20 protein-coding genes and 1 pseudogene are annotated in these 25526 nt (G+C 66.4%); 11 read left to right on the top strand and 10 right to left on the bottom strand.

The window, feature by feature from the left end; all coding sequences use genetic code 11:
* Positions 1–140 precede the first annotated feature (140 nt).
* Positions 141–1847: a dolichyl-phosphate-mannose--protein mannosyltransferase gene (locus tag J2805_RS19820; protein ID WP_309979307.1), complete on the top strand. Its 1707-nt coding sequence runs from the start codon at positions 141–143 to the stop codon at positions 1845–1847.
* Positions 1848–1940: 93 nt separating this feature from the next.
* Positions 1941–3770, top strand: a complete 1830-nt coding sequence (locus J2805_RS19815) for an AMP-dependent synthetase/ligase (protein WP_309979305.1) — start codon at positions 1941–1943, stop codon at positions 3768–3770.
* Positions 3771–3871: 101 nt separating this feature from the next.
* On the opposite strand, the gene J2805_RS19810 is transcribed toward J2805_RS19815, so the two are convergent.
* Together J2805_RS19810 and J2805_RS19805 are read right to left on the bottom strand one after the other, a co-directional pair.
* On the bottom strand, positions 3872–5122 hold the full coding sequence (locus J2805_RS19810; protein WP_309979303.1) for a TIGR01906 family membrane protein: 1251 nt from the start codon (positions 5120–5122) through the stop codon (positions 3872–3874).
* A gap of 164 nt (positions 5123–5286) precedes the next feature.
* Entirely contained in the window at positions 5287–6279 is a 993-nt protein-coding gene (locus tag J2805_RS19805) for a stage II sporulation protein M (protein ID WP_309979301.1), read from the bottom strand.
* A 70-nt stretch (positions 6280–6349) separates the two neighbouring features.
* Between J2805_RS19805 and J2805_RS19800 the strand changes: the two genes are divergently transcribed.
* The gene (locus J2805_RS19800) at positions 6350–7159 is read left to right on the top strand and encodes an RDD family protein (RefSeq protein WP_309979299.1); all 810 of its coding nucleotides are present in this window, start codon (positions 6350–6352) and stop codon (positions 7157–7159) included.
* 25 nt (positions 7160–7184) lie between these two features.
* Here the strand turns inward: J2805_RS19800 and J2805_RS19795 are convergent, their stop codons facing one another.
* The 4 genes and pseudogenes from J2805_RS19795 to J2805_RS19780 form a co-directional block, all read right to left on the bottom strand.
* On the bottom strand, positions 7185–8414 hold the full coding sequence (locus J2805_RS19795) for a L,D-transpeptidase (RefSeq protein ID WP_309979297.1): 1230 nt from the start codon (positions 8412–8414) through the stop codon (positions 7185–7187).
* Positions 8415–8654: 240 nt separating this feature from the next.
* Positions 8655–10142: an adenosylhomocysteinase gene (ahcY, locus tag J2805_RS19790; RefSeq protein WP_309979294.1), complete on the bottom strand. Its 1488-nt coding sequence runs from the start codon at positions 10140–10142 to the stop codon at positions 8655–8657.
* A 209-nt stretch (positions 10143–10351) separates the two neighbouring features.
* Positions 10352–10561 (bottom strand): annotated as a pseudogene (locus J2805_RS19785) (Trm112 family protein); the annotation flags it as partial.
* Positions 10562–10668: 107 nt separating this feature from the next.
* The gene (locus J2805_RS19780; RefSeq protein WP_309979291.1) at positions 10669–11058 is read right to left on the bottom strand and encodes a DUF3499 domain-containing protein; all 390 of its coding nucleotides are present in this window, start codon (positions 11056–11058) and stop codon (positions 10669–10671) included.
* Positions 11059–11200: 142 nt separating this feature from the next.
* On the opposite strand from J2805_RS19780, the gene J2805_RS19775 reads away from it, so the two are divergent.
* Positions 11201–11728 (top strand): metallopeptidase family protein, encoded by a 528-nt coding sequence (locus tag J2805_RS19775; RefSeq protein WP_309979289.1) that lies wholly within the window; start codon positions 11201–11203, stop codon positions 11726–11728.
* A gap of 7 nt (positions 11729–11735) precedes the next feature.
* On the opposite strand, the gene J2805_RS19770 is transcribed toward J2805_RS19775, so the two are convergent.
* From J2805_RS19770 to J2805_RS19760, 3 genes are read right to left on the bottom strand one after another with little or no spacing between them, the layout of a single operon-like run.
* A complete protein-coding gene (locus tag J2805_RS19770) occupies positions 11736–13385 on the bottom strand; it encodes a DUF5719 family protein (RefSeq protein WP_309979287.1) in 1650 nt (549 codons plus the stop codon).
* Positions 13378–16707 (bottom strand): glycosyltransferase, encoded by a 3330-nt coding sequence (locus tag J2805_RS19765; RefSeq protein WP_396134439.1) that lies wholly within the window; start codon positions 16705–16707, stop codon positions 13378–13380. The genes J2805_RS19770 and J2805_RS19765 overlap by 8 nt, the downstream gene beginning before the upstream one ends.
* Positions 16708–16736: 29 nt before the next feature.
* On the bottom strand, positions 16737–17282 hold the full coding sequence (locus tag J2805_RS19760) for a WhiB family transcriptional regulator (RefSeq protein ID WP_309979285.1): 546 nt from the start codon (positions 17280–17282) through the stop codon (positions 16737–16739).
* Between the two features lie 446 nt (positions 17283–17728).
* On the opposite strand from J2805_RS19760, the gene J2805_RS19755 reads away from it, so the two are divergent.
* A complete protein-coding gene (locus tag J2805_RS19755) occupies positions 17729–18430 on the top strand; it encodes a TIGR03089 family protein (RefSeq protein WP_309979283.1) in 702 nt (233 codons plus the stop codon).
* A gap of 6 nt (positions 18431–18436) precedes the next feature.
* On the opposite strand, the gene J2805_RS19750 is transcribed toward J2805_RS19755, so the two are convergent.
* On the bottom strand, positions 18437–19021 hold the full coding sequence (locus J2805_RS19750; protein ID WP_309979281.1) for a GtrA family protein: 585 nt from the start codon (positions 19019–19021) through the stop codon (positions 18437–18439).
* Positions 19022–19204: 183 nt separating this feature from the next.
* Between J2805_RS19750 and J2805_RS19745 the strand changes: the two genes are divergently transcribed.
* From J2805_RS19745 to J2805_RS19720, 6 genes are all read left to right on the top strand, one after another.
* Positions 19205–20398: a 5-(carboxyamino)imidazole ribonucleotide synthase gene (locus tag J2805_RS19745; RefSeq protein WP_309979279.1), complete on the top strand. Its 1194-nt coding sequence runs from the start codon at positions 19205–19207 to the stop codon at positions 20396–20398.
* Positions 20395–20988, top strand: coding sequence for a 5-(carboxyamino)imidazole ribonucleotide mutase (gene purE, locus J2805_RS19740; RefSeq protein ID WP_309979277.1), 594 nt, complete (start codon positions 20395–20397; stop codon positions 20986–20988). The genes J2805_RS19745 and purE overlap by 4 nt, the downstream gene beginning before the upstream one ends.
* A 10-nt stretch (positions 20989–20998) precedes the next feature.
* On the top strand, positions 20999–22633 hold the full coding sequence (locus J2805_RS19735; RefSeq protein ID WP_309979275.1) for an LCP family protein: 1635 nt from the start codon (positions 20999–21001) through the stop codon (positions 22631–22633).
* A 99-nt stretch (positions 22634–22732) separates the two neighbouring features.
* Positions 22733–23983: a mannose-6-phosphate isomerase, class I gene (gene manA, locus J2805_RS19730; protein WP_309979274.1), complete on the top strand. Its 1251-nt coding sequence runs from the start codon at positions 22733–22735 to the stop codon at positions 23981–23983.
* Between the two features lie 4 nt (positions 23984–23987).
* On the top strand, positions 23988–24935 hold the full coding sequence (locus J2805_RS19725; RefSeq protein ID WP_309979273.1) for a lipid II:glycine glycyltransferase FemX: 948 nt from the start codon (positions 23988–23990) through the stop codon (positions 24933–24935).
* A 166-nt stretch (positions 24936–25101) separates the two neighbouring features.
* Positions 25102–25524, top strand: coding sequence for a hypothetical protein (locus tag J2805_RS19720; protein WP_309979272.1), 423 nt, complete (start codon positions 25102–25104; stop codon positions 25522–25524).
* Positions 25525–25526 lie beyond the last annotated feature (2 nt).

Here is a 25526-nt window from a genome sequence, read left to right as displayed (position 1 = left end):
AGTTCCGGCGTCGGCCCTGTTTCCTCTCCGGAAATGCTGACGTCATCGGAGCTGCCGGGGCGGGGAGTGCTTAGTTGTTGGTCCACACGACCAGCCTACTGCTGGCAGGCCCTCCCAGCGCCAAAAGGTAGCATGGGCACGTGACGCAGACCTCCGTACCTCCTGTCAAGGCCGACTCAGCCAGCCCGGCGCAGCCGGCGTCCGGGACCTTGGGACGAAACCTTGAGCGGCACCGGTGGATCCGCCGGCCGCAGGAGGCGTTCACGGAAGGCGCCCTGCAGGAACGGCTGCTCGGCAGCATCCGCAGTTGGCGGGATTATCCGCCGTCACTGAGGCTGTGGTTCTGGCTCATTCCCGCCATCACGGCGGCCATCGGCGGCTTCCTTCGTTTTGTCCGCCTGGAAGCTCCCCGGAGCCTGGTGTTTGACGAGACCTATTACGTCAAGGACGGCTATTCGTTCCTGGTCAGCGGCTACGAGCGCAGCTGGCCGGACAAGGCCAACGAATCCTTCGTGGCAGGAAATCCCGAAGTGCTCCTCTCCTCCCCCGAGTACGTGGTGCACCCGCCCGTGGGCAAATGGATGATCGCAGCGGGCATGTGGCTATTCGGCCCGGAGAACCCCCTGGGCTGGCGGTTCGGCGCAGCGCTGACCGGCACGCTGTCCATCCTCCTCATCACCCTGATTGCGCAAAAACTTTTCCATTCGCTGACGCTGGGTGCCGTGGCCGGCCTCCTGCTGGCAGTGGACGGCCACCACCTCGTGATGTCCAGGACCTCGCTGCTGGACATCTTCCTGATGTTCTGGATCCTCGCCGCTTTCGGTGCGCTCCTGATGGACCGGGACGACGGCAGGCGCCGGCTCGCCGCGCGGCTGGGCCGCCAGTCCGCCGCTTCCCCGGACGGCAGGCCCCTGGTGCTTCAGCTGGTTTCCGGACCGTGGCTGGGCGTCCGCTGGTGGCGCCTCGCGGCCGGGGTCTGCCTGGGCCTTGCTGTCGGCACCAAATGGTCCGCGCTGTTCTTCATGGCCGGCTTCGGGCTGATGACCGTCTTCTGGGACCTGAGCGCGCGCCGGATCGCCGGGATCCGGGGCTGGATCAGCGGCGGCATCATCAAGGACGGTATCCCTGCTTTCCTGAGCATCGTCCCAGTTGCCGCACTGGTTTACGTATCCACGTGGGCCGGCTGGTTCCAGTCGAAGGATGCGTACTTCCGCCATTGGGCCGACGCCAACCCCTCCGCCCAGTGGGGCTGGATCCCGGGGCCGCTGCGGTCCCTGGCCCACTACCACCTGGAAGCCTACAAGTTCCATCAGGGACTCAGCTCCGACCACCCCTACGAGGCCAGTGCCTGGAGCTGGCTGGTGATGGGCCGCCCCACATCCTTCTTTTATGAGTCCCCCAAGCAGGGAAGCCCGGGCTGCGACGTCGCCAGCTGCACCTCGGCCATCCTCTCGGTGGGCAACCCCCTGATCTGGTGGGGCGCCACGGTTTCGCTGGTGATCCTGCTCTTCTGGTGGGCGGGCCGCCGCGACTGGCGTGCCGGTGCCATCCTGGCCGGGGTCGGTGCGGGCTACCTCCCGTGGTTCCTGTACCCGGAACGCACCATGTTCACTTTCTACGCCGTGTCCTTTGAACCGTTCCTGATACTTGCCCTGACATACTGCCTGGGCCTGGCGCTAGGACGCCGGCAGGACCCGCTGTGGCGCCGTCGTTCCGGACTCTACCTGGTGGCGCTGTTTGTTGCCGGCGCCGTGCTGCTGTCCGCGTTTTTCTATCCCATCTGGACCGCGGAGATCATTCCCTACCAGGACTGGCGGTTCCGGATGTGGATGCCGTCATGGATCTAGGGCAGGATTGCAAGGGTGCCGCGGGCGATGGAACCGCCGGCGATGGAACGGGTACCGGGAAATCGAATGACGGATCCGGAACGGAGACTGGCTGTGAGAGAAGCAAGCACTGAACTGCTCGTGGAGCTGGATCAGGACAGCAACGTCACTGACCTCCTGCTGGCGCAGCACGCCAAGGACCCTTTCCATGCCGTGTACTCCCGCAAGGGCCCCAACGGCTGGGTTGACGTCCCCGCCCGGCAGTTCCTGGAAAAGGTCAGGGCGCTCGCCAAGGGACTGATCGCCGGCGGCCTGGCCCCGGGCGACACCGTGGCCGTAATGTCCGGTACCCGGTACGAATGGACCCTGGTGGACGTCGCCATCTGGTTTGCCGGCGGCGTGACCGTTCCGGTTTATGAGACCTCCTCGGCAAGCCAGGTCGAGTGGATCCTGCATGACTCCGGCGCCCGGCGGGTGTTCGTCGAGGACCGGGCCAAGGAGGAACTGGTTGGCGGGGTCCTGGCCCACTCCGAACTGCTGGGCAACGCTGTGCTGACAGTCGTGCGGATGGACGACGACGGCGGCGCACCCAACCTGGCGAGCCTCGCCGCAGCCGGCGCCGGGGTCACCGACGCAGAGCTGGAGCGGCACCGCGGCACAGCGGGCCTGGCCGACGTCGCCTCGCTGGTGTACACCTCCGGAACCACGGGCAAGCCCAAGGGCTGCGAGATAACACACGGCAACTTTGCGTTGGTGGCCGCCAACATCGTGGAATTCCTGCCGGAGCTTTTGCGCCAGGAGGGGGCCCGAACGCTGATGTTCCTCCCCCTCGCCCATGTCCTGGCCCGCGCCGTCCAGGTGGTGTGCCTCAGCGCCGGGGTAACGCTGGGGCACACCTCCAGTGCCGCCCAGCTGCTGGAGGACCTGGCCACCTTCAAACCCACCTTCCTGCTGGTGGTGCCGCGGATCTTCGAAAAGGTCTATGCAGGCGCGGGCCACAAGGCGGCCCTCGCCGGCAAGGAACGGCTGTTCGCCGCCGCTTCGGTTGTGGCCATCGACTACTCCAAGGCCCTCGACGCCGCGGCACGCGGTACGGGCACCGGGCCGGGCCTGATGCTCCGCACCAAACACGCTGTCTTTGATCGGCTGCTCTACCCCAGGCTCCGCCAGGCCTTCGGCGGCAACGTCGGGTACACCGTCTCCGGCGCCAGCCCGCTGAGCTCCAACGACGCACACTTCTTCCGAGGCGCGGGCATCCCCGTGCTCGAGGGCTACGGGCTCACCGAGACCACGGCCCCGTGCACGGCCAACACCCCCTCGCGGACCAGGGTGGGCACTGTGGGCATCCCGGTGCCCGGAACCACCATCCGGGTCGCCGATGACGGTGAGATCCTGGTCAAGGGCATCGGCGTCTTCAAGGGCTACCACGCCAACGAGGCCGCCAACGCCGAGGCGTTCGTGGACGGCTTCTTCCGCACCGGGGACCTTGGTTCACTGGATGAAGACGGCTTCCTCACCATCACGGGCCGCAAGAAGGACCTGCTCGTGACCGCCGGCGGCAAGAATGTGGCGCCGGGCCCGCTGGAGGAAAAAATCCGGGAGCATCAGCTTGTGGCCCAGGCCGTGGTGGTCGGCGACGGGCGGCCGTACATTGCGGCGCTGGTCAACCTCGATCCGGAAGGCCTCGAGAACTGGTGCTCGGCCCGAAAGATCCCGCTCATGGGTGTTGCCGAAGCCACCGCGGATGACCGGGTCCGGGAGGCTGTCCAGGGCGCGATCGACCAGGCCAACCAGCTGGTGTCGAAGGCTGAGTCCATCCGCAGCTTCGCGCTGCTGAGTGCGGAATTCACGGTGGAGTCGGGGCACCTGACGCCGTCGCTGAAACTCAAGAGGGCCGCCGTCGTCAGCGACTTCGAGGAACAGATCAACGGACTGTACCGCTAGCAACGGCGGGTCCGGGCCCAGGACGAATCCGGCAGGGGACAAAACGAAAGGCGACCGGCACGCGTGCCGGTCGCCTTTCATGTGTGGTTCTGCGCCGTTGTTTACAGCGCGGCTGCCTCGTCCGCGGTCCCGTCCTTGGTCCCGTCCTTGGCAGCTCCGTCCTTGGCCGGGGCGATGCCCCGGCGCTTTTTGGTGGGCCAGGTGAGGACCAGCGTCATCACCGAGGCGATCAGCACGAGGGCGCCGATGACGATCCCGGCATCAACCCAGAACTGTCCCGGGAAGAGCCTGATGAGGGTGTCCTCCAAGGCGAAGGTCCAGGTCCCGCTGGCGAAGAAGATGCGGTGGAACTCGGTGAAGAACTGCTGCCAGCCCAGCGCTGCCAGGGTACCGAGCCCCAGAATGATCACAAGCGTCGCAAGGGATCCGGCGAACAGCCCGCGCCGTACTCCCCCGGTGCTGCGGCGCCGCAGGTAGATGATGGCGATGATGGCCAGCAGGATCAGCAGCGTGCCCCCGGCGAACGCGGAGAGAATAACCAGTTTGACGTCGGCCATGTGGCTGACTTCGCCGTCCTGGAACAGCGGGTCGCCGCTGCGGTTCACCAGCTCGCCAAGATACCGCGCGCCGGACCAGTTGCTGAGGTAGTCCACCGCGTAGGACCCGTAAGTCATCCGGTCATCGGTGCTGAAGCCGTAACCGTCGCCGGGGAAGCCGGGACGGTTGTACTCCACCCACAGGAACAGCGGGCTGGTGACGGCCCGCACGGCCAGGACCAGCAGGATCACCGGATAGAAGGCAGCAAGCAGGACCTGCATCACGCGGGGCAGGACGGGTTTGGTGTTGGCGGCGTGTTCACGCTCGGCGTTCCGGCGCTCCACCTCATCCTGCGGCGGGCGCACCTGGAGAGCGGACGTGGGAAGCGGTTCGCGGAAGTGGGTCCCTCGTGCCTGCGGCTCGGGAGCGGCGGGCCCGACGGCGGCCTCCGCGGCTTTGCGGTCCGCGCGGCTTTCGGCCTGGGGTGAGGCGGCCGCCCGTGGCATCCCGGGCCGGAATGCAGCGGATTGAGAAGCAGCGGTCTGTGATGCCGCGGATGGGGATGCACCGGATTGTGATGCAGCGGCAGGGGAAGCGCCGGCCTGGCGTGCAGGAGTGCCGGCGGACGCTGCCGGCTGGTCCCTGCCCGTGTCGGGGACGGACTTTCCAGCCGGGACAGTTCCCTTGGCCGTCGCCGCAGTGTCTGATCCCCCGCCGGCGGGCTTCATCCAGTCGAACGCGGGCTCGTCAGTGTCCTCGGCGGGATCCAGGTGCGGATCATGCCGATTCGGCGGGGTAGGAGTTTTCTCAGTCACTGCAGCTTCACTTCCGTAGGCGTCCGCGCTGCCCTGACACCGCCAGGCAACGCTACATATCTCCAGATGAGCCTACAGTCAGGCACTCCATGGCGGGAGGTGCCACCCCGTTTCACACGCGATTCAGGCAGCCGAATTTGGGCGCCCGGATTCAGGCAGCCGGATCAGGCGGCCAGCGCCGTGTACCCGGCGTCCTTGCTGTCCAGGTCGCCGCTGGCGCCCGAAAGGTAGGCACGCCGGCCCCAGACCAGGACGTACGTCCAGTACGCAGCCAGCACAGCGCCGCCGATGCCGATCTTGGCCCACACGGGAAGGCTGCTGGGCGTGACGAACCCTTCCACGAGACCGGAGACGAACAGCACCAGGACAAGTCCAAGAGCCACGGTGATCAGGGAGCGGCCTTCCGCCGCCACTGCCTGTCCCCTGGTCCGCGGTCCCGGCGAAACCAGTGCCCAGAAGATCTTCAGGCCGGCCGCGCAGGCGATGAACACCGCGGTGAGCTCCATCAGGCCGTGGGGAAGGATGTAGCTGAAGAAAACGTCGGACTTGCCGACGGCGGCGAAGACGCCCGCCGCGACACCCACTCCCTGGGCATTGCCGAACAGAATCATGGGAACCCAGAACCCGGTGATGCCCAGGGCAACCGCCTGGGCGGAGATCCACGCATTGTTGGTCCACACCGCACCGGCGAATGACGCTGCGGGATTCTCCGAGTAGTAGTCGATGAAGTCTCTTTCGACGTACTGCTTGATGGTGGCGTCCGAACCGAGGGCACGGAGCGCATCCGGTGACGTGGCGATCCCCAGCGCGTACGCGCCGGCGATCAGGCAGAATGCCAGGCCGCACCAGACGGTAAGCCAGCGAACCCGGTAAAACGCCGCCGGCAGGGCTATGACGAAGAACCGGGCGAGATCGTCCATGAAGTTGGACCGCGCCCCGGTGAAGCGGGTGCGGGCCTGCGCGAGGGTGGCCGACAGCGAGGCGGAGAGCCCGCTCTCCGGCGCAACGGAGCGCAGCAGGGAAAGATGCGATGATGTGGCCTGGTACAGGCGCAGCAGCTCATCGGCCTCGCTCCCGTTGAGCCGCCGCTTGTAGGCCAGCACGTACAGCCGCGCCCATTTGTCCCCGTTAACGGCGGAGAACGCATCGATGTCCACGGCACTACCCTAGCGCGCCCGGATTAGACTGTGAGCGTTCGTAGGTGGCACGTAGGGACGGGGACCCGGCTTGAGCTCAATCATCACAGGTGAAGCAGTCGTGCTGGAGCTGCGCCCGGCGTCGTTCGCCGCGCGGGCAATGGGCCTGATACTGGACGTCGTTGTCAGCGTAGTCCTCCTCATCGTCATGATGACGGTGATTGCGTCCGCGTACAGCGACTTGGACGGGGCGGCCGCGCGCGCCCTGGTGCTGGTGAGCGTGGTTTTCTGCTTTGTGATCCTCCCTGTGGCGGTGGAGACCCTCACCCGGGGCCTTTCGCTGGGCAAGCTCGCTGTCGGGCTCCGGATTGTGCGGGACGACGGCGGTGCCATCCGGTTCCGACACGCAGTGATCCGCGGCCTGATCGGGTTCCTGGAGATCTACATAACATTCGGCGGACTGGCGATCGCCGTCGCGCTGTTCAACGACAAGTCCAAGCGGCTCGGCGATGTTGTGGCGGGAACTTACTCGCTTCGCCGCCGGGTGCCTGCGGAACCACCGTTCGTCCCGTTCGTTCCTCCGCACCTGAAGTCCTGGGCCGCGCTGGCTGACATCGGCCGGATACCGGACGCTGTGGCCCGCCGCTCCGCTCAGTTCATCCGCCAGGCCGGACGGATGTCGCCGTCCTCGCGCGCCTCAATGGCGGCGTCGCTGGCAACCGAAGTTTCAGCATGTGTGGCCCCGGCGCCGCCTGCCGGAACAGGCCCGGAAGAGTACTTGGCGGCGGTTCTGGTGGAGCGCCGCGAGCGGGAACTTAGCCGGCTGACCCGGGCACGGGCGCGGAGCACGGGGGTGGGGGAACGGCTGAACCGCATCCCCTATGGACGGAACACCCCGTAGGTTGCTGGCCGGCAAGCCGGATTCACTACCGCTTGGCGTACTGTGCCCACGGGATGTTCCAGTCGCCGTAGCCCTCCAGGGGCTCTACTGCCGGGGCGCCGGTGTTGAGGGTCTGAACGACGTCACCGGTTTTCATGTTGTTGAAGAACCAGGCGGCGTCCGCCGGCAGCAGGCCGACGCAGCCGTGGGAGACGTTGACCCGGCCAACCGAGCTCCAGGCCGATTCAAGGGCCTGATGGACGTAAACGCCCGACGAGGTGAGCCTGTTGGCGTATTCCACGGTCAGCGGCGGGTAGTAGCCCTTGTCGCCGGGCTTCAGGCCGATGCTGCCGGCGTTGAACTTCGAATGGCGTTCCTGTTCCATGATCACGGCGTACCCGGTCGGTGACAGCCACTCAGCATCGCCCAGGGTGACGGGGGCGGTTTTCACCAGCTGGCCGTCGAAGTACACGTTCATGGTCTTAGTGAGGTCATCCACGATGGCGACGCGCTGCGGTCCCACCTTGAAGCTGACCTTGGTGTCGACGTTGCCGACCATCTTGTTGCCGAAATCCACACCGAACAGCTTGAGGTCAACTGTGACCTGGCTACCGGAGGCCCAGAAAGCCTCGGGCCGGATGCGTACGCGCTGATCGGAATACCAGCGCCAGGCCACCGCCTGGCCGGAGGACGCGGTCACGGTCACGGCCTTCTCCATGGCTTCCTTATTCAGGACCGGCTCAGAAAAGACGATTTCAATAGGCTGGCCCGACCCGACGGTGGAACCGTTCTGCGGGTACACGGCAGCGTCGGCCTCATTGGCCTTGGCCACCGTGGTGAACGTCTGGGTCTTTTTGGTTTCGCGGCCCGCCTGGTCCACGATGGTGAACGCGTACTCGTAGGCGGCGTCGAATTCCAGGGGGTCCAGGGCGGTCCAGGTGGAACCGTCGGCGCTCAGCGTGCCTTTGACCGGCTCGCCGCCCGCAGTGGCCAGCACCACGTCCTTCACCGTTCCATTCACGGCTTTGACGGACGGGGCGACGGCGGGGTTGACCCCCGAGGCGCCGTCCGTGGGCGTCACACCGAGCTCGACTGCCTTGACGACCGGGGCGGCCAGGCCCGGCTCATTCCGGACCGGGCTTGAAGCCTCGGACTGGAAAACAGGCTCAGCCCAGCTGGGGGCCGTAGCAACGCCGATGCCGCCGGCAGCCACCGCGGCACAGATGGCGGCGACGCCCAGAATCTTCATGGTTTTGCGCTTGCGGACTTCAGTCATGACCTTCTCCATGTCCCCCGACAGGCCTCTGATCAGCCCCATACCGTGTTCCAGCTTTGTCGTGCAGCTGTCTTGCGTTTTTAGTTGCGGTGCCTGTTAAGTTGCGGGCAGCGTCCAGCGCTGCCCGGTCAATTTTATCGCACGGAAGCGCGCACCCGTTGCATGCCGGAAAAAGGACCCCGGATCGTGATCCGGGGTCCTTTTCGCCATGGTAACTCTGTCGCCTTGCCGGCCCTGGATTTAGTAGCGGTAGTGGTCCGGCTTGTACGGACCGGCGACGTCCAGGTCCAGGTACGAGGCCTGCTCCTTGGACAGTTCCGTCAGCTCCACGCCCAGCGCGTCCAGGTGCAGCCGGGCAACCTTCTCATCGAGGATCTTCGGCAGTACATAGACCTGCTTCTCGTATTCCCGCTCACCTTCGGGCTGGTCCCGCTTGGTGAACAGTTCAATCTGCGCGATGGTCTGGTTCGCGAAGGAGTTGCTCATCACGAAGGACGGGTGGCCGGTGGCGTTGCCCAGGTTCAGGAGGCGGCCTTCGGAGAGGACAATGATGGAGCGGCTGCCCTTTCCCGTGTCGGGGTCTGCAGCAAAAACCCACTCGTGGACCTGCGGCTTGATCTCAACCTTTTTGATGCCCGGAATCCGCGCCAGCCCGGCCATATCGATTTCGTTGTCGAAGTGACCGATGTTGCCCACGATCGCCTTGTCACGCATGCCGGCCATGTGCTCGGCCATGATGACGTCCTTGTTCCCCGTGGTGGTGATGAAGATGTGTCCCTCGCTCAGGACGCTCTCCAGCTTCGCAACCTGGTAGCCGTCCATGGCAGCCTGCAGCGCGCAGATCGGATCGATCTCCGTGACAATGACGCGGGAACCCTGTCCGCGGAAGGCTTCCGCCGCGCCCTTGCCCACATCGCCGTAGCCGCAGACGACGGCGATCTTGCCGCCCATCAGGACGTCGGTGGCGCGATTGATGCCGTCCGGCAGCGAGTGGCGGATGCCGTACTTGTTGTCGAATTTGCTCTTGGTCACAGAGTCGTTGACGTTGATCGCCGGGAAGAGCAGCTTGCCCTGCTCAGCCAGCTGGTAAAGGCGGTGCACGCCGGTGGTGGTCTCTTCCGTGACACCGAGCAGGCGGGAGCCGATGCTGGTCCACTTCTGCGGGTTCTTGGCGAGCGAGGCACGCAGCACGTCAAGGAACACACGGCCTTCGTCGGATTCGTCCTCCGCTGCAGCCGGCACGGACCCGAGTGCTTCGAACTCGACGCCCTTGTGCACCAGCATGGTGGCGTCACCGCCGTCGTCGAGGATCATGTTCGGGCCAAGGTCCGGGTTGCTGTCCGCACCGGGCCAGGTGAGGATCTGCTCCGCCGTCCACCAGTATTCCTCGAGGGTCTCACCCTTCCACGCAAACACGGGAACACCCTGCGGGTCCTCGACCGTGCCCTTGCCCACCACAACGGCGGCGGCGGCCTCGTCCTGGGTGGAGAAGATGTTGCAGGAAGCCCAGCGGACTTCTGCGCCCAAAGCGGTGAGGGTTTCGATCAGCACGGCCGTCTGGACCGTCATGTGGAGGGACCCTGCGATCCGGGCACCCTTGAGCGGCTGGCTGGCGCCGAACTCTTCGCGCAGGGACATAAGCCCCGGCATCTCGTGCTCCGCCAGGCGGATCTGGTGGCGGCCGGCCTCGGCCAGGGAGATGTCGGCAACCTTGTAATCGAAAGTCATGTGAGTCCTTGTGTTGTTTCCTGGGAAATTCTGGAACGGAGGAAAGGCGCGGCCGTTCGGGGAACTATGGGACGTTCGGCGCCGAGCGGACGTGCGATGGGCCGGCCGGACAGTTATTCGGCGCTGGCGGCATCCGCCGCGGCGGAACCGGCTGCGGTGCCGGAAGCCGCGGAACCGGCTGCGGTGCCGGACGCTGAGGAGCTTTGCCCGCCGTCGTGCTGGTCTGATGAGGCGGCGGTGGCCGCGGAAAGCAGCTCCGGCGGAAGCAGCAGCGGGATGCCGTCCTCGATGGCGTAACGCAGCTTTTCCCCGGACGCGCCGGCGGCGGTGGAGACGAGTTCATCGCCTTCCTGAACCAGCGTGCTGCCGGTGACGGGGCAACGCAGGACTGACAACAGGTCAGGACTGATCTTTGGCATGATGGATGCTCCCTGATGGGCGCCTCACAGGCGCACCGGTAGCCGATGGATTTGCAGCTTCCAGCCTACAAGCTAACCGGCAGTGGCGCGTTGAGGACTGTCGCGGCTCAGGACGGTTCGCGGAGGATGCGCAGGTGTCCCCGTCGGATGCCTTCGGCCACGGGAGGTGCCTCGAGCGCGGCGTGCGCGGACCGCTGGCCCGGCACCGTGTCCGCGGCGGACGGCCGCAGGGCCGCTTCCCGGACGGCGTTGGCGAGGGCCAACAGGTCATCGGGCCCAGGCTGCGGCGGCGTTGCAGGCATGGCCAGGCGCAGCACTTCCCAGCCCCGCGGCACCGTGAGCGAGCCGGCGTGCTGTTCGCACAAATCGTAACAATGCGGTTCCGCGTACGTGGCCAGCGGACCCAGGACAGCTGTGGAGTCCGCATAGACGTACGTCAAAGTTGCTACCGCGGACTTGCGGCAGGCCGATCTTGAACATTGACGAATAGCACCCACGACATCACAGACTACTCCCCGTTTATTGCGTTGCCGTGCATTCCGGTCCGCAGGGGCCCGTGGCGCCGCGTGTCGTCCCGACGGCCAGTGTGGCGTTTCGGGTTATGTCGCGTATTTCAGGCGGCGGGTTTAGAGTCAATGTATGCAGCAATCGCACCACGTACCGGGTTTCACGGTCCGGTTGGCTGACCCGGGAGCCGGCCAGCCGGCGGACATCGCCGCGCACGCGGAAACAGTCCGCGGGAAGGGCTTCCGGGAGCGCCGCAGGAACCGCCACGGCCGTGGCTTGCGCGGCGAACTAATGCTGCCCACCCTGCCCGGATACCGCACCCGCTCTGACCGCTTCGACGAGATGGTCATGGACTCCGCCCAGCGGCTGCATGACATCTGGGGGAAGCCCCTGGATGGTGTCAGGTTTGCCGTGGACGAGATCCCGCAGGGCCTGGAACAGCTGGTTGCGGACCGCTCCCCCGCGCCGATGGGCCTGTATGAACCCGCCACCGCCGATGAAGGTCCGGTGATCACGCTCTATCGCCGGGTCATCGAGAATGCCTGCTCCAGCCGTGAAGAGCTCCAGGACCTGGTGCACGACGTCGTGGTGGAGCGCACGGCAGAGATGCTGGGGGTCGCGCCGGAAACACTGGACCCCGTGTACCGGCGCCGCTACTAGCCGTCCGCTAGTAGCCCAGCTTTACCGCAACCTGCTCCTGGCCCGCAGCGCCGGGGGCTACTGCCACCGTGGCGATGTCCGCGCGCCCTTCCTGTTCCAGCAGCACGGTGCCATAGGCGGCATCGCCGGATGCTGACACGACATATCCCAGCACTTCAGCCCCGCCCACTTCGGCCGGAACCTTGATGAGGGCCGTGGTACCGCCGGAGAGGTCAGCGGTGGCGGCCGTGCGGACCTTGCCGTCGGCAGTGATCGGCGTGTAGGTGATCTTGGCCCGGTCATCGGGTGCGCCCAGAACCAGGTACCGGTCACCACTGCGCGGCACCGTGACCACATGCTGGCTGCCGAGCCGGGCGGACGACGGCGACCACGCAAAGTCCGTGGCGCTGTCCGACTTCAGGCCGCGGGTGACCCGGGCAGCAGCGGCGAACGAAACATCGGAACTGGCTGCCACGGTGTACTGGCCGGCCGGGACGCCGGCGAGGGAGACCTCGGTCACGGATCCGCCCTTGGCCGTGACCACCCCACCGCCCGGCAGGGCCTTCTGGCCGTCACGCCCATAGAGCTTGATTTCCACTACGGCATCGGCCGGGCCGGGAACGGCGATCTGCAGGGCCGCCGCGGCGTCGGCAAATCCCTGCTTGGCGGCAAGGGCTTTGGCGGCGGCCGGATCCTGGATGTCCACCCCGGACATCACCTGGCGGGTTGCCGGGGCGGCTCCCGGCACTATGAAGTCCACGCCGCCCGGGGTGAGTCCCCGAAGGGTGCTTTGCTGGATGACAGCGGTGACGGGTCCCCCGGCGCTGCGGGCGTGGATGCTCAGTTTCTCCTGGTCCGGAGCCAGACCGGCCAGCACGATTGAGCGGGTGGTCCCCGGTGCGACCAGGAGCCCCCTGCTGCCCGGCGCCTGGATCTGGCCCTGCGCACCGTAGAGGTCCAGGCTGACGGTCGCCGGGGTGCTTGACGCGTTGCTGAGGTTCAGTACTGCGGTCCGGCCCAGGGCAGTGTTCGCCCCCACCAGCCACAGATCGTTGGCCGGCTGCTGGCACCCTGCGGCAGCGGCACCCTGGAGGTCGCCGTCGGTGGCCGTGTAGCTCATGACAGCTCCGGCGGTGGCCTGCTGGTTGCCCACGGCATCCGCACTCAGGACGCTGACGGAGTCCACTGCCCGCTGCGACACAACGCCTGCCAGCAAGGCCGAAGGCGCGGCCGCGGCAGTGGGGGTGCCGGGGTCCTTGGCGATTTCGGCAAGCGCAGTGCCGTTCAGTTCGGCCAACCGGCTGCCGGGCAGCACACCGGCGTTGGTGCTCAACACGGCGGCATTGACGAAGGTCCTGGCAGTGGCCGACTCCGGGCTGAACTGCGGGTCGGTACCCACAGGAGTACCTTCCAGAAGCCGGGCCGGGCCGGGGCAGATGCCCACATTGCTGCCCGCGGGGACCGCCGCGAGCGGCGCTTCGAGCTGGCGGCTGCCGGCGCTTTGGGGCGCCATCGATGCCGCCGCGACCAGGGTGCCGGCAGCAGCCACGATCACCACTGCGGAGGCGAGGCCGGCAACCTTCCCGCGTACGGAGTTGCCGCGGACGGAATTGCCGCGCCCGGAGGTCGCGTCCTCCCGGCTGGCTTCCGGCACGCCGTCGTTCTCGTCCTTATGCATGCTGATGTTCCTTACGCAGGGAGCCTTCGTCCCGGGAGAGGCCGGTGTTCGGCCGGCGGGCGGGCATGGGGACGGCCAGCAGCACGGTCAGGCCGATCACCACGGCCTGGACGACGGCGGTCCACGCTGCCCACGGGCTTTCGTAGCGGATGGTGAGCTGGCCCGCCTGGGCTGGAAGAGTGAAGGCCTGGGACCAGCCGGACGTTGTGGACGTCAGGCGTCGGCCGTCCATCCACGCGGACCATCCCGGGTCGGCGCGTTCGGCAAGGACCACGAGCCGGCCTTCGGGTCCTTCCGGAACAGCGGCGTCAACGGTTTCCAGGTTGGACGGTACGAGCCCGATCGCTGCGCCGGAACTGTCAACGATGCGTACCCGGTGGGCAACGTCCGCGGCGTCGATGACCGGCTGGTTGAGCGGACTGATCCGCCAGAGCCAGCCGACGTCGGTTTGCCCTACGGCTACCAGCCCGGGCACGGCGTCCATCCGGCTCGCGGTCAGCTGCGCGGCGGTGTCGGAGGCCCGGAGGACAACGAACCCTGCTCCCAGGCGTTCAAGTTCCGGTCGGGGATCAACGCCCTTGCCGGCCACCACAGTGGCCACGACGCTGCGCAGGGCCGCGGTGACGGCGTCGTCGTCCCTGACGGTTTCCTTGCCGGGGTCGCCCATGATGTTGCGGGCGGCGGCGATGGTGGACAGGCCGTCCAGAGTGGTGCCTGCACCCCTCACGATGGAGGCATCAAAGGTGCCGTCCTCCGCTGTGTCGATGACCAATGTCCGTGCCTGCTCCGGGCCTTGGCCGCGGTCGATCGCCGTGGCCGGAAGTGTGCGGGCAGCCGCGGGGTCGATCTGCCGGGCGGTTCCCAACGGTGCTGGTCCCGACGCTGCAGGCGCAGTACCGGACGCTGACTGCACAAGGTTTTGCGCGGCCCAGGCTGTCAGGCCGGCCACGGGGCCGGCCAGGAGCAGCACCATGGCAAGGACGGACACGGATTTGAGGGCAACCCTTCGGGCGGCCGGAGCAGCTGCCGGCTTCTCCGCGAAGCAGAGAAGTCCGTCGGCCCCGATCAGCGCGGCGCCCAGCAGCACGAATCCGGCGGCGGACACGGAAGGTCCGGTAAAGGGCGTGACGAGGGTGTCGGCGCTGGCACCGGTGGCGATGTGGCCTGCGAGCCAGCCGCCGGCGAGGATGATCAGGCCGGCTACCCACAAGGCACGGGCAACGCGGGTGCGCTTACCCGGGACAAAGAGCGCCGCCGTGGCAAGGGCCAGGACCGGCGCCCCGGCCAGAAGTGCCAGCAGCAGGGCCCACGGGGCAGCGGATCCGTCGAACACGGGCAGGCCGGCCAGGCCGCCGTCGATATCGAAATGAAGCGGCTGACCCAGAAGCTGCTGCCACAACGGCGCCGCATCAAAGCCAAGCGGCACACCTGGATCCGCCAGCAGTGCCCGGGGACGGTCAAGCACGGAAACACCGAACGGAACAAAAAGCGCAGCGCTCGGGAGCAGGGCCCACCAAACGGTTCGCCCACGCCTGCCCAGGAAAATCCCGGCCAGTACCACCACGACGGCGGACGGCAGCAGCAGCGACGGCGCAGCTGCTGCCACGACGGCAAGGGCCAGTCCGGCAGCCGCAGCGGCCGTCCAGGATGGTGTCCCGTTGACGCCCGGTTTGGCGGGAGGCTTTTCCATGAACCGCCGCTCCCCTGCCTCGGGGACGGCGAAGCGGCCCTGCCCGCGGGCGGTGCCGGTGGCGCGGAGCAGCGCCAGCACCAGCAGGGGCATCATGATGTGGGCAACGAGCGCGCCCAGGCGCCCCTGGTTCAGGGCTATCTGCAGGGCGGGTGCACCGCCCCACACGAGGGCGGCGACGAGTCGGAACCTCCGCCGCGTGGTCAGCCCGCCGGCGGCGAACCATGCCGCCAGGCCGGAGAGCGGCATCGCCAGCAGCAGGAGCCATGCGAGGGCGCTGTTCGCGTCACCTCCACCCAGAATGCCAAGGATCCACAGAAGGAAAACGAAGGGGTCGCCGTGGCCCGGCAGGCCGGCGCCCAGCCCGATCCACCAACTGGTGGCGTGGTGCCAGATGTCCGAGACCTTCGACGAGAGCGGAATCAGCGCCCCGCCGGAGACGGCTTCGGCACGGAAAAACCCGGAGAGCCCAATCAGCGAGGCCGCCGCCGTCAGGAACACAGCGAGCAGGGCACCGCTGCCCACCCAGCCGCGGTCCGAGGTGGTCAGTGCAGCGAAATCGTCCGTGGAGTCACCGGTGGGCTGTTCGGCCAGCGGATCGGTCCTGGCGGCGTCCTCCGTCGAATCGTCGGCGCCGAGGGCCTCAATGAGGGAACGCCGGTGGGCCCAGACCTCGCGCCTCGGCGTCTGGAGCCCTTTGATGACCGAGCGGCGGATCTTCCGCGTCCGTGCCGCCTCGCGGCGTCCGCGGATCACAGCACCGGGCCTGCCCAAAGCCACGAACGTCGCGATGAGCTGGGAGAATCCGTGGCCGGGGTCCTTGACTGCAATGCTCAGGACAAGTTTGAAAAGGCTCCCCAGCAGTGCTCCCGCCGCGTGCAGCGGCACCTTCCACAGCGCAGCGTGCTTGAGGCGCAGGTGAACCTGGGCTTTGCGGGCGGCGCTGGCACTGCCCAGCGCATTCGGCCGGTGCGAAACGTGGAACATCCGGGCAGTCGGGACCACTACGACGCGGTGCCCGGCCAGCCGGTTACGCCAGCAGAAGTCGACGTCGTCGCCGGTGCCGGGCAGCCCGGGGTCAAAGCCGCCCAGTTGTTCCCAGACGTCCCGGCGCACCAGCATGCCTGCGGAGTTGACCGCAAAAGTATCGCTGCGGCCGTCGTACTGCCCCTGGTCGAGTTCGTCCGCCTCGATAAGGGTCAGCCGCTCAGCCCAGCGGCTGGTGGAAAGCCCGACGTCGATCAGGCGGCGCCGGGCGTTCCAGTCCAGCTGTTTGCAGCCTGCCACGGTCACGGACGGCGCCCGCTCCACGGCATGCAGCAGCTCGGCAAGAGCCTCCGGGGCGGGAGCTGCATCATCGTGCAGCAGCCAGATCCACTCCGTGTCGGCTCCGGGCCGCTCAGGATCCCAGGGAGCCAGGGCGGCCAGACCGGCCTTGACGGCCTCCCCCATCCCGCTCCTCCCCTGCTGGAAGGTGGTGACATTGGCTTCGCCGAATGCATCGTTAAGCAGGGCTGCGGAATTGTCTCGTGATCCGGTGTCGACGCCGATGAAAGCGTCCACCGGACGGGTCTGCTCTGACAAAGCCGCCAAGGTCATGGGGAGATAGTCACCGCCGTTGTGGGCGACCACAACGGCGGTGACGTGTACTACTTGAAGAATTAGACTGCCCGCTTCCTCAGCCGACGGCGCTCGCGCTCGGAGAGGCCTCCCCAAATGCCAAAGCGTTCGTCGTTCGACAGTGCGTATTCCAGGCACTGCGAGCGTACATTGCAGGCGCCGCATACTTTCTTGGCATCCCGGGTGGAGCCTCCCTTTTCGGGGAAAAAAGCCTCCGGATCAGTCTGTGCGCACAGTGCGTCCGTCTGCCACCCGAGTTCGCCTTCGTCATCGAAGTCCTGCTGGAAGGGAAGCCCGATCCAGACCGGCTGCGCGGTGGTTTCGGAATGGAGGGTCTGCAGTTCCATCGGAGGATCATGCAGATCGTCGTCCTGGTCCGGATTGCCGGCCAGGAGCGCTTCATGCGCTGCCAGGAAGGCCGTGGCCTGGTCCTGCAGTGAATCGTTGGTGCTTTGGTTGTACCGCTCGGCAGCATCCGGATCTGCCGGATCTACATACCAATCGCTTGGTACGCCGCGTGAACGGTATTTTGCCGAGGCCTGACCGGCGACGACGGCATCTTCATGGATACGCTCAACATGCCCCATATGGCGTCCCTCCTGATGTTGCTGCCCCTGCCTGAATACCTGGACACTCGGTTGTGTGGCCCGTATTTGCGCAATGGCTTTCGATAACTAATTACACGCGTGTAAGTCGTCGGGAGTCAAGCGGCAGCGGGATAATAATCAATCCGCAGGACAATCCCACGCCACGCCACGCCCGGGGTTTTTCCGGCCGACTCGCCGTGATCACCGCAATTTTGACAGCCTACTGACTAGTTTCCTGTGAATTTCCGGGAATCCGGGCGATTTGCGCCACCGGGCGTCATTTAGGCCAACAAAGTTACTTATCGCTACGTGTCGGAGATCACATGTTGCTGGGCTCACGCCCCGAACTTCTGGCCTCCGGCGGTCCCGGCACTCTTGTCCCGGACCCGCCTCCTGCTGTCCCTTCCGGCCTCCCGCGCCGGCAGGCACCGTGGCAAGATGTTGGCATGAGCATCCCGGCGATCGACCTGATGACCGCACTGCGGTCCGGCCACTCCACTTCCCCGCGACTGACCTGGTACGGACCTGACGCCGAGAGGGTTGAGTTGTCCGGCCGCGTGCTGGACAACTGGGTGGCCAAGACCAGCAACCTGCTGCAGGACGAACTGGATGCCGAACCCGGGATGCGGCTCCGGCTGGATCTTCCGGCGCACTGGAAGTCAGTGATCCTGGCCCTTGCCGCATGGCAGCTCGGGATGGAGGTTGTCCTGGACTCCGGCGTCGCCGACCTTCTCGCCACAAATTCGCCGGAATCCGGCCATCTGGAATCAGGGTTCGACGCCGTTATTGCAGTGCCGCTTCCGGCACTGGCGATGCGCTGGCCGGGAGAGCTGCCGCCCGGCGTCGTCGATTTTGGTGCCGAAGTCCGCTCGCACGGTGACGTATTTATGGCCCACGAGGATCCGGAAGGCTCCGGGCGGGCAATTGTGTCAGCCGGCACGGCATATGCGCACTCGGACCTGCTCGAGGGCTTTGCGGCCGCCCACGACGACGGGGTGCGCCTGCTGGTCCGGGCCGGGGACGGCCTCGAAGCAGCGCTGGTCCAGTCGCTGGGCGCCTGGCACAACGGCGGGTCGGTGGTGCTGGTTCACCCTGACGTCAAGGTGACGGACAAGCTCCTCAGTGACGAACGCGTCCGGGGAGAGTAGCCGCCGCTAGTTCCTGCGCGGCGGGCTGGGGAGGTCCGGATCCTGCAGCCTTGCCTCGGGCTCGCTGTCGGGAACGCGGACTGCGTGCTTGTTTTGGTGGTGGTGCAGCTCGATGATCTCGTGGTCGTGCGAGAATGCCGGCTCTTCGTCGAGTTCCTTGTTGAACACGAGGAACCGGTAGGCGAAGAAGCGCACTACCGTGGCCACCAGGATGCCGGCCACACCGGCCAGGAACAGCATGTTCTTGTCCGTGATCCCGAAGGAATATTTGGCCAGGGCGGTGAACCCGGTGGAGATGCCGATACCAATGCCGTTAATCAGGATGAACATGAAGAACTCGCGGATCACGTTGTCCTGCCGGCGATGCCGGAAGGTCCAGAACCGGTTGGCTATCCAGGAGAAAATCGTGGCGACCGTGGCGCCCACGAACCTTGCTTTGGCCTCGCTGTCCGACATCGGGCCGTGCATCAGGTAGTAGGTCAGGCCGTTATCTATGACGAAAGCGACACCGCCGACGGCGCCGAACTTTGCCACCTCACGCCAGAAAAGTGAGGCGAGTCCGCGCAAACGTTCTGCAAGTGTGTAAATCATGACCCTCCATGGCCGTCTGAGATTTCAGGCCACAGGGCCAAGAACCCATTTTAGCCGGTAAAGCTGGGAGCAGTCCCGACGGCCCCGCAGCTCAGCCGCGTGCGGGCGGCGAAATGACGCAAAATCCGGGCCGAAGCGATGCGGACGCCCGTAACGCCCCTGCTCTTCTGTAGGCTGGCTCTTGTGACTTTTCCAGTAATCGGCGTAGTTGGCGGCGGCCAACTCGCCCGCATGATGGCCCCCGCCGCAACGGCCCTGGGCTTTGAACTCCGTGTCCTGGCCGAAGGTGAAGACGTATCCGCAGTCTCCGCTGTGCCGACGTCGCCGGTGGGTGACTACAAGGACCTTGACGCCCTGCTGGAGTTCTCCAGAGGGCTCGACGTCATGACGTTTGACCATGAACACGTTCCCAACGACCACCTGCGGGCCCTGCAGGAGGCCGGCGTCAATGTTCAGCCCGGCCCGGATGCCCTGGTCCACGCACAGGACAAGCTAGTGATGCGTGCGGCGATTGACCGGCTGGAGCTGCCCAACCCGGCATGGGCCTCGGTTGCCGACGTCGACGCCTTGGTTGCCTTTGGCGAGAAGACCGGCTGGCCGGTGGTGCTGAAAACGCCCCGCGGCGGTTATGACGGCAAGGGCGTCCGCATCGTCGGGTCGGCGACGGAAGCCGCGGACACCACGGACTGGTTCGAGGCCATGTCTCCCCTGCTGGTTGAGGCCAAGGTGGAGTTCAGCCGTGAGCTGTCAGCCCTCGTGGCCAGGACTCCCGACGGCGAATCCCGCGCATGGCCCGTTGTCCACACCATCCAGGTGGACGGCGTCTGTGACGAAGTGATTGCCCCCGCCCAGGACATCCCGCTCGAGGTGGCCGCAGCAGCAGAAGACGCAGCACTCCGTATCGCCAACGAGCTCGGAGTCACCGGCGTCATGGCCGTGGAACTCTTCGAGACTCCGGGCGTTGGCTCCGGCTTCCTGATCAACGAACTCGCCATGCGCCCGCACAACACCGGACATTGGACCCAGGACGGATCGGTGACCAGCCAGTTTGAGCAACACCTGCGGGCAGTCCTGAACCTGCCTTTGGGCGCCACGGACGCCTTGGGCCCGGTGGTGGTGATGAAGAATTTCCTCGGCGGTGAGAACCAGGAGCTGTACTCCGCCTTTCCGCAGGCCATGGCCACCGAGCCCGCCGCGAAGATCCATTGCTATGGCAAATCGGTCCGGCCCGGCAGGAAGATCGGCCACGTCAACCTGGTGGGGGCATCGGCCGCTGACGTTGATTCGGTCCGGCAGCGCGCCACGACCGTTGCAAGCATCATCCGTGACGGCCGCGCACCGGCCCGAACATCGCAAGACTCCGAGGAGACCGCATGAGCACGCGCCCAGCTTCAATCCACGCTGCTGACACCGATTCAGCCGCGCCGATCGTGGGCCTTGTGATGGGCTCCGATTCGGACTGGCCGGTCATGGAGGCCGCGGCTGAGGCCCTGGCCGAATTCGGCATTCCCTTCGAAGCCGACGTGGTCTCGGCCCACCGGATGCCCACTGAGATGATCCGCTACGGCCAGACCGCCCACGAGCGCGGACTGCGCGTCATTATCGCCGGAGCCGGCGGAGCGGCCCACCTGCCCGGCATGCTGGCTTCCGTGACCCCGCTGCCCGTCATCGGCGTTCCCGTACCGCTTAAGACCCTCGACGGCATGGACTCGCTGCTGTCCATCGTCCAGATGCCCGCCGGTGTTCCGGTGGCCACCGTCTCCATCGCAGGCGCACGCAATGCGGGGCTGCTCGCCGTCAGAATGCTGGCCTCCGGAACGGACGACCTCGCCGTCCGCCTGCGCGGCGACCTGATCGAATTCGCCCAGGAGCTCAACGACGTCGCCACCCGCAAGGGCGCGAACCTGCGCCACAAAGTCAGCGAAGTGTTCTCCGACGGCAACGTCGTTCTCCGGGGCAGCCGTTAGGAATCAGCAGATGACCACCAGCCAATCCCGTCCCCCGGCGCCCCGGCAGGCCCTTACGGACCCCGTCCGTAACCCGCTGGACGCTCCGGCGCCCGTCCGGACGAAACGTGCGTTTGTCCTGCTCCTGATGACCCTGTTCGTCCCGGGCAGCGCCCAGATCGTGGCCGGCGACCGCAGGCTGGGAAGGATCGCGCTGCGGGTAACACTCGCCGTCTGGGGCCTGGCGCTCGTTGCGCTGGTGCTGCTGGTGGCAAACCGCACCCTCCTGATCGGGATCCTCACCAACTCGGTGGCTTCACTCCTGATCATCGTCGTCCTCATTGCCCTCGCACTGGGCTGGGCGGCACTGTTCGTCAACACGCTCCGGCTCATCCGGCCGGTCCTGCTGGCACCCGGTATGAGGCCCATCGTCGGTGTCGCCCTGGTCCTGGCAATGGTGCTCAGCAGCGGCACCCTAGGCTACGCGGCCTACGTCCTGAACGTGAGCCGGAACGCGATCGGCAGCATCTTCTCCGCGGGCCCCGCGATCGATCCCGTGGACGGCCGCTACAACTTCCTGATGATGGGCGGCGACGCCGGCGACGACCGCACGGGCCGGCGTCCGGACAGCCTGTCCGTCCTCAGCGTCGACGCCAAGACCGGCCAGACCGCCATCATTTCGGTTCCCCGCAACCTGCAGAACGCCCAGTTCAGCGAAGGATCGCCCATGAGGCAGATCTACCCTGAGGGGTACAACTGCGGAGACGAATGCCTCATCAACGCGATCAACACCGAAGTGACCAACGAGCACACGGACCTCTACCCCGGCGTCGCCGATCCCGGCGCCCAGGCAACCCTCGAGGCAGTGTCCGGCTCCCTGGGCATCACAGTCCAGGCCTATGTCCTCGTAGACATGGAGGGGTTCGCGAAGCTTATCGATGCCATGGGCGGCATCAGGATCAAGGCAGGCGGCTGGGTACCGCTCAGCGGCGACATGGTGGATGAGGCCAACGGAATCCACGGAATGCCCACAGGCTGGATCCCGGCCGGTGACCAGCACCTGGACGGTTACCACGCGCTTTGGTACGGACGCTCCCGGGAATTCGTGGACGACTATGCCCGTATCCAGCGGCAGCAGTGCGTGCAGCAGGCCATGCTGAAACAGTTGGACCCCGCAACGCTGCTCTCCAAGTTCGAGGACATCGCCAACGCGGGCACCAAAGTGGTGGACTCCAACATATCCGCCAGCCAGCTCGGCAGCTTCGTAGACCTGGCCATGAAAGCCAAGGGCAAGGACGTCAGCCGGCTGACCATCGGTCCGCCGGACTTCGACGCCTCGTTCTCCACCGTGCCTGACTTCGACCAGATCCACGAGAAGGTCGACCAGCTGCTTGCCGCGCAGTCCGAAAAGTCGGCGGGCGCAGCGGGGAACTCGGGCATGGACGACAGCATCGTGCAGCCCGGAACGGCCGCGGGCCCCGTCATGGCGGCCGCTCCCCTGACGCAGCCCGCTCCATCGCCGACGGCGTCGGACTTCACCCCGGTGACCACAACCCCCGATGGCGAACCCATCACCGAAGAGATGCTTAACCAGTTCAAACGCGAGGGCAACGAGCAGGCAATCCGTGACCTTGTGGCCACCAACGGCCAGTGCCGCCCGCTTTAGGCGCGCGGTTCCAACTCCGCTGCACCGCCGCCCAGGCGCAAGCACGCATCGATGAATCCACAGCAGCCAACTGCTGCACCGAGATAAGGACACCAGGCTGTGTACGAAATTGAGAACGTCCTCCGCCCCTATGCCTGGGGATCGACCACCGCCATCGCCGGCCTGCTGGGCCGGCAGGCGTCCGGCGGCCCGGAAGCGGAACTGTGGGTCGGTGCCCATCCGGACTCGCCGTCCGTGGCCACCACGGCCGACGGCGGTCCCCTGGCTTTGGATGACCTGATCAGTTCTGACCCCGAACACCATTTGGGCAGTGCCAGCGTGGCCGAGTTCGGCCCCCGCCTCCCGTTCCTGCTCAAGGTCCTGGCTGCTGAGAGTCCCTTGTCCCTTCAGGTGCATCCCACCCTGGAACAGGCGAAGGCGGGTTTTGCCCGCGAGGAGGCTGCCGGCGTCGACCGTTCCAACGCGGAGCGGAACTACAAGGACGACAACCACAAACCGGAGATGATCTTCGCACTTACGCCGTTCGAGGCGCTGTGCGGGTTCCGCCCTGCGGCTTCGTCCCGCGCGCTCTTCGAGCACCTGGCGGCGTCCATGCGTGAAATGTCCATCGACGTTCCGCAGGTGTTCCTGGAGGTTGTGGAGGACCTCTCGGCACCGGTGGAGCACAATGCCCTGAAGGCTGCCTTCACCAGGCTTATCGGTGGCGGCCACGCCGTCTCGCATGCGGTGCGCGAACTCGTGGCGGCGCTCAAGGCAGGGCTGCAGATGACCCCGTACCAGACCGAGCTGTCGACGGTAGTCAGCCTGCACGGCCACTATCCCGGCGATCCCGGCGTGCTCATCTCGCTGCTGCTGAACAGGATCTCGCTGGCCCCCGGCGAGGCCGTCTACCTGCCGGCGGGCAATGTCCATGCGTACCTGCACGGCCTCGGAATCGAGGTGATGGCTTCGTCGGACAACGTGCTCCGCGGCGGCCTCACGCCCAAGTTCGTGGACGTTCCGGAGCTCCTCTCCACCGTTGAGTTCGAGTCGGTAGGTGTGCCGATGCTGGACGCTGAGGTCTCTGCGCTGGGCCAGGAACTCTACCGGCCGCCGTTCCGTGAATTCCAGCTGCAGCGCATCCAGCTCGAGCCCGACGATGCCGCCGTTCCGCTGGCGCAGTCAGGCGCCGCCGTCATCATTGTGGTGTCCGGCTCGGTTCTGCTGGACTCCCCCAAGGGCGATCTCCACCTGGACCGTGGGGCCAGCGCCTTCCTCCCCGCCGCAGAGGCGCCCGTCAACGCACACCCGGTTGCCGGCGCCACCGAGCGCGCAATCGCCTTTGCCGTGACCACCGCCGTCGGGTCCTGATCCGGTGGAGTACTTTCTGCAGACCCCGCAGTGGGCTGATTTCCAGCGTTCCCTCGGGCGCACGGTTCACGAACAATCGGGGCCGGGGTGGAGCTTCCTGGCCGTCGAGGAGAAGAATCCCGCGGGGAAGGTCCTCTACGCCCCGTACGGTCCGGTAGCGGCTTCGCTGGAAGCGTTCGACGACGCACTGGCGGCGCTGGTGGCCCTCGCCCGGAAGCGCGGGGCGGCGTTTGTCCGGATCGAACCGGTCAGTGCCGGATTCGACACTGCTGCGTCCGAAACCCTGCTCCGGAGCCGCGGCCTGCAGCCGGCTCCGGTCAGCCAGCAGCCGGAACTGAGCTGGATCGTCGACCTGGAACGGGACTTCAAGGAGGTCCTGGCCGACATGAAGCCGGTGAACCGCAACCTGTACCGCAACATCCACAAGAAGGACGTGACGTTCCGGACGTCGCAGGATCCGGACGACATCCGTGTGCTGCTGAACTTCCTGCACATGACGGCCAAAAGGAGCGGCTTCAAACCGCAGAGCGATGAGTACCTGAGCCAGGTGGCCCGTTCCCTCATGCCCGCGGGCGCGGCCACACTGTTCATCGCCGAACGCCACGGCGGCCCCATCGCCGCGGCTTTGGCCTACGATTCCGCCGACACGCGCACCTACGCCCACGCGGCCCTCGACGACTCACACCGGAAGCTCAGTGCCGGCATTCCCCTCCTGGTCACCCTTATGGCCGACGCCAAGGAGAAGGGCCTGAAGTACGTGGACCTGTGGGGTGTCGCCCCGGAGGACCAGCCGAACCACAAGTGGGCCGGGTTCACGGCGTTCAAGAAGTCCTTCGGAGGGCGCGAGATCTCCTACCCCGGCACCTGGGACCTGCCCGTCAAGAAGGTCCGCTACGGCGCCTATCAGCTGGCCCGAAAGGCCCGCGAAAAGCTCCGTTCCCTCCGCGCCTGACCCGCGCCTCCCCAAGGCGCGAACGTACACTTCCGGCCCCACGGCAAAGCGCGAACGTACACTTCCGGCCCCACGGCAGGGGGCGCCAAGTGTCCGTTCGCGCATTGCCCGGGATCCGGCCTGTGGATAACGTCTTCTGGCATCATTGGCCGGTGCAGACTGAAGCATGTCGTCATCGCGCCTGCCTGAAGAATTACTTGCCGGTTCCTTCACCGATCTCGCTGCCAGGGAGCTTGGCGTCACCCGTAAGCGGCAGAGGCAGCCCGACGTCGTCATACCGTCCAGGGGCATCCGCATCCCTTTTGACGGCGCGAGCGGTCCCATAGCCAGCCTTCGGGCGTACACCGAGCTGGACAGCACGTCCGTCCTGACCCATCATTCCGGCGCACGGATCTGGGCATGCGGGCTTCCGGCCTGGATGCAGGAAGATTGGCGCATTCATGTGGCCCGGGAACGGGACGCCAGCAAGCCCCGGCGCCGCAACGTCGTCGGTCACAGGATGACCTTCAGGGCGGGGGAAGTTGTCATGCACGACGGCGTCCGTGTCACCTCGCCAGCCAGGACGTGGCTCGATCTCGCGTCACTCTGACC

Source organism: Arthrobacter oryzae (genome assembly GCF_031454875.1).
Lineage (GTDB): Bacteria > Actinomycetota > Actinomycetes > Actinomycetales > Micrococcaceae > Arthrobacter > Arthrobacter oryzae_D.
The sequence above is the reverse complement of the archived record's forward strand: the minus strand, read 5'-3'. Positions and strand labels throughout refer to the sequence as shown.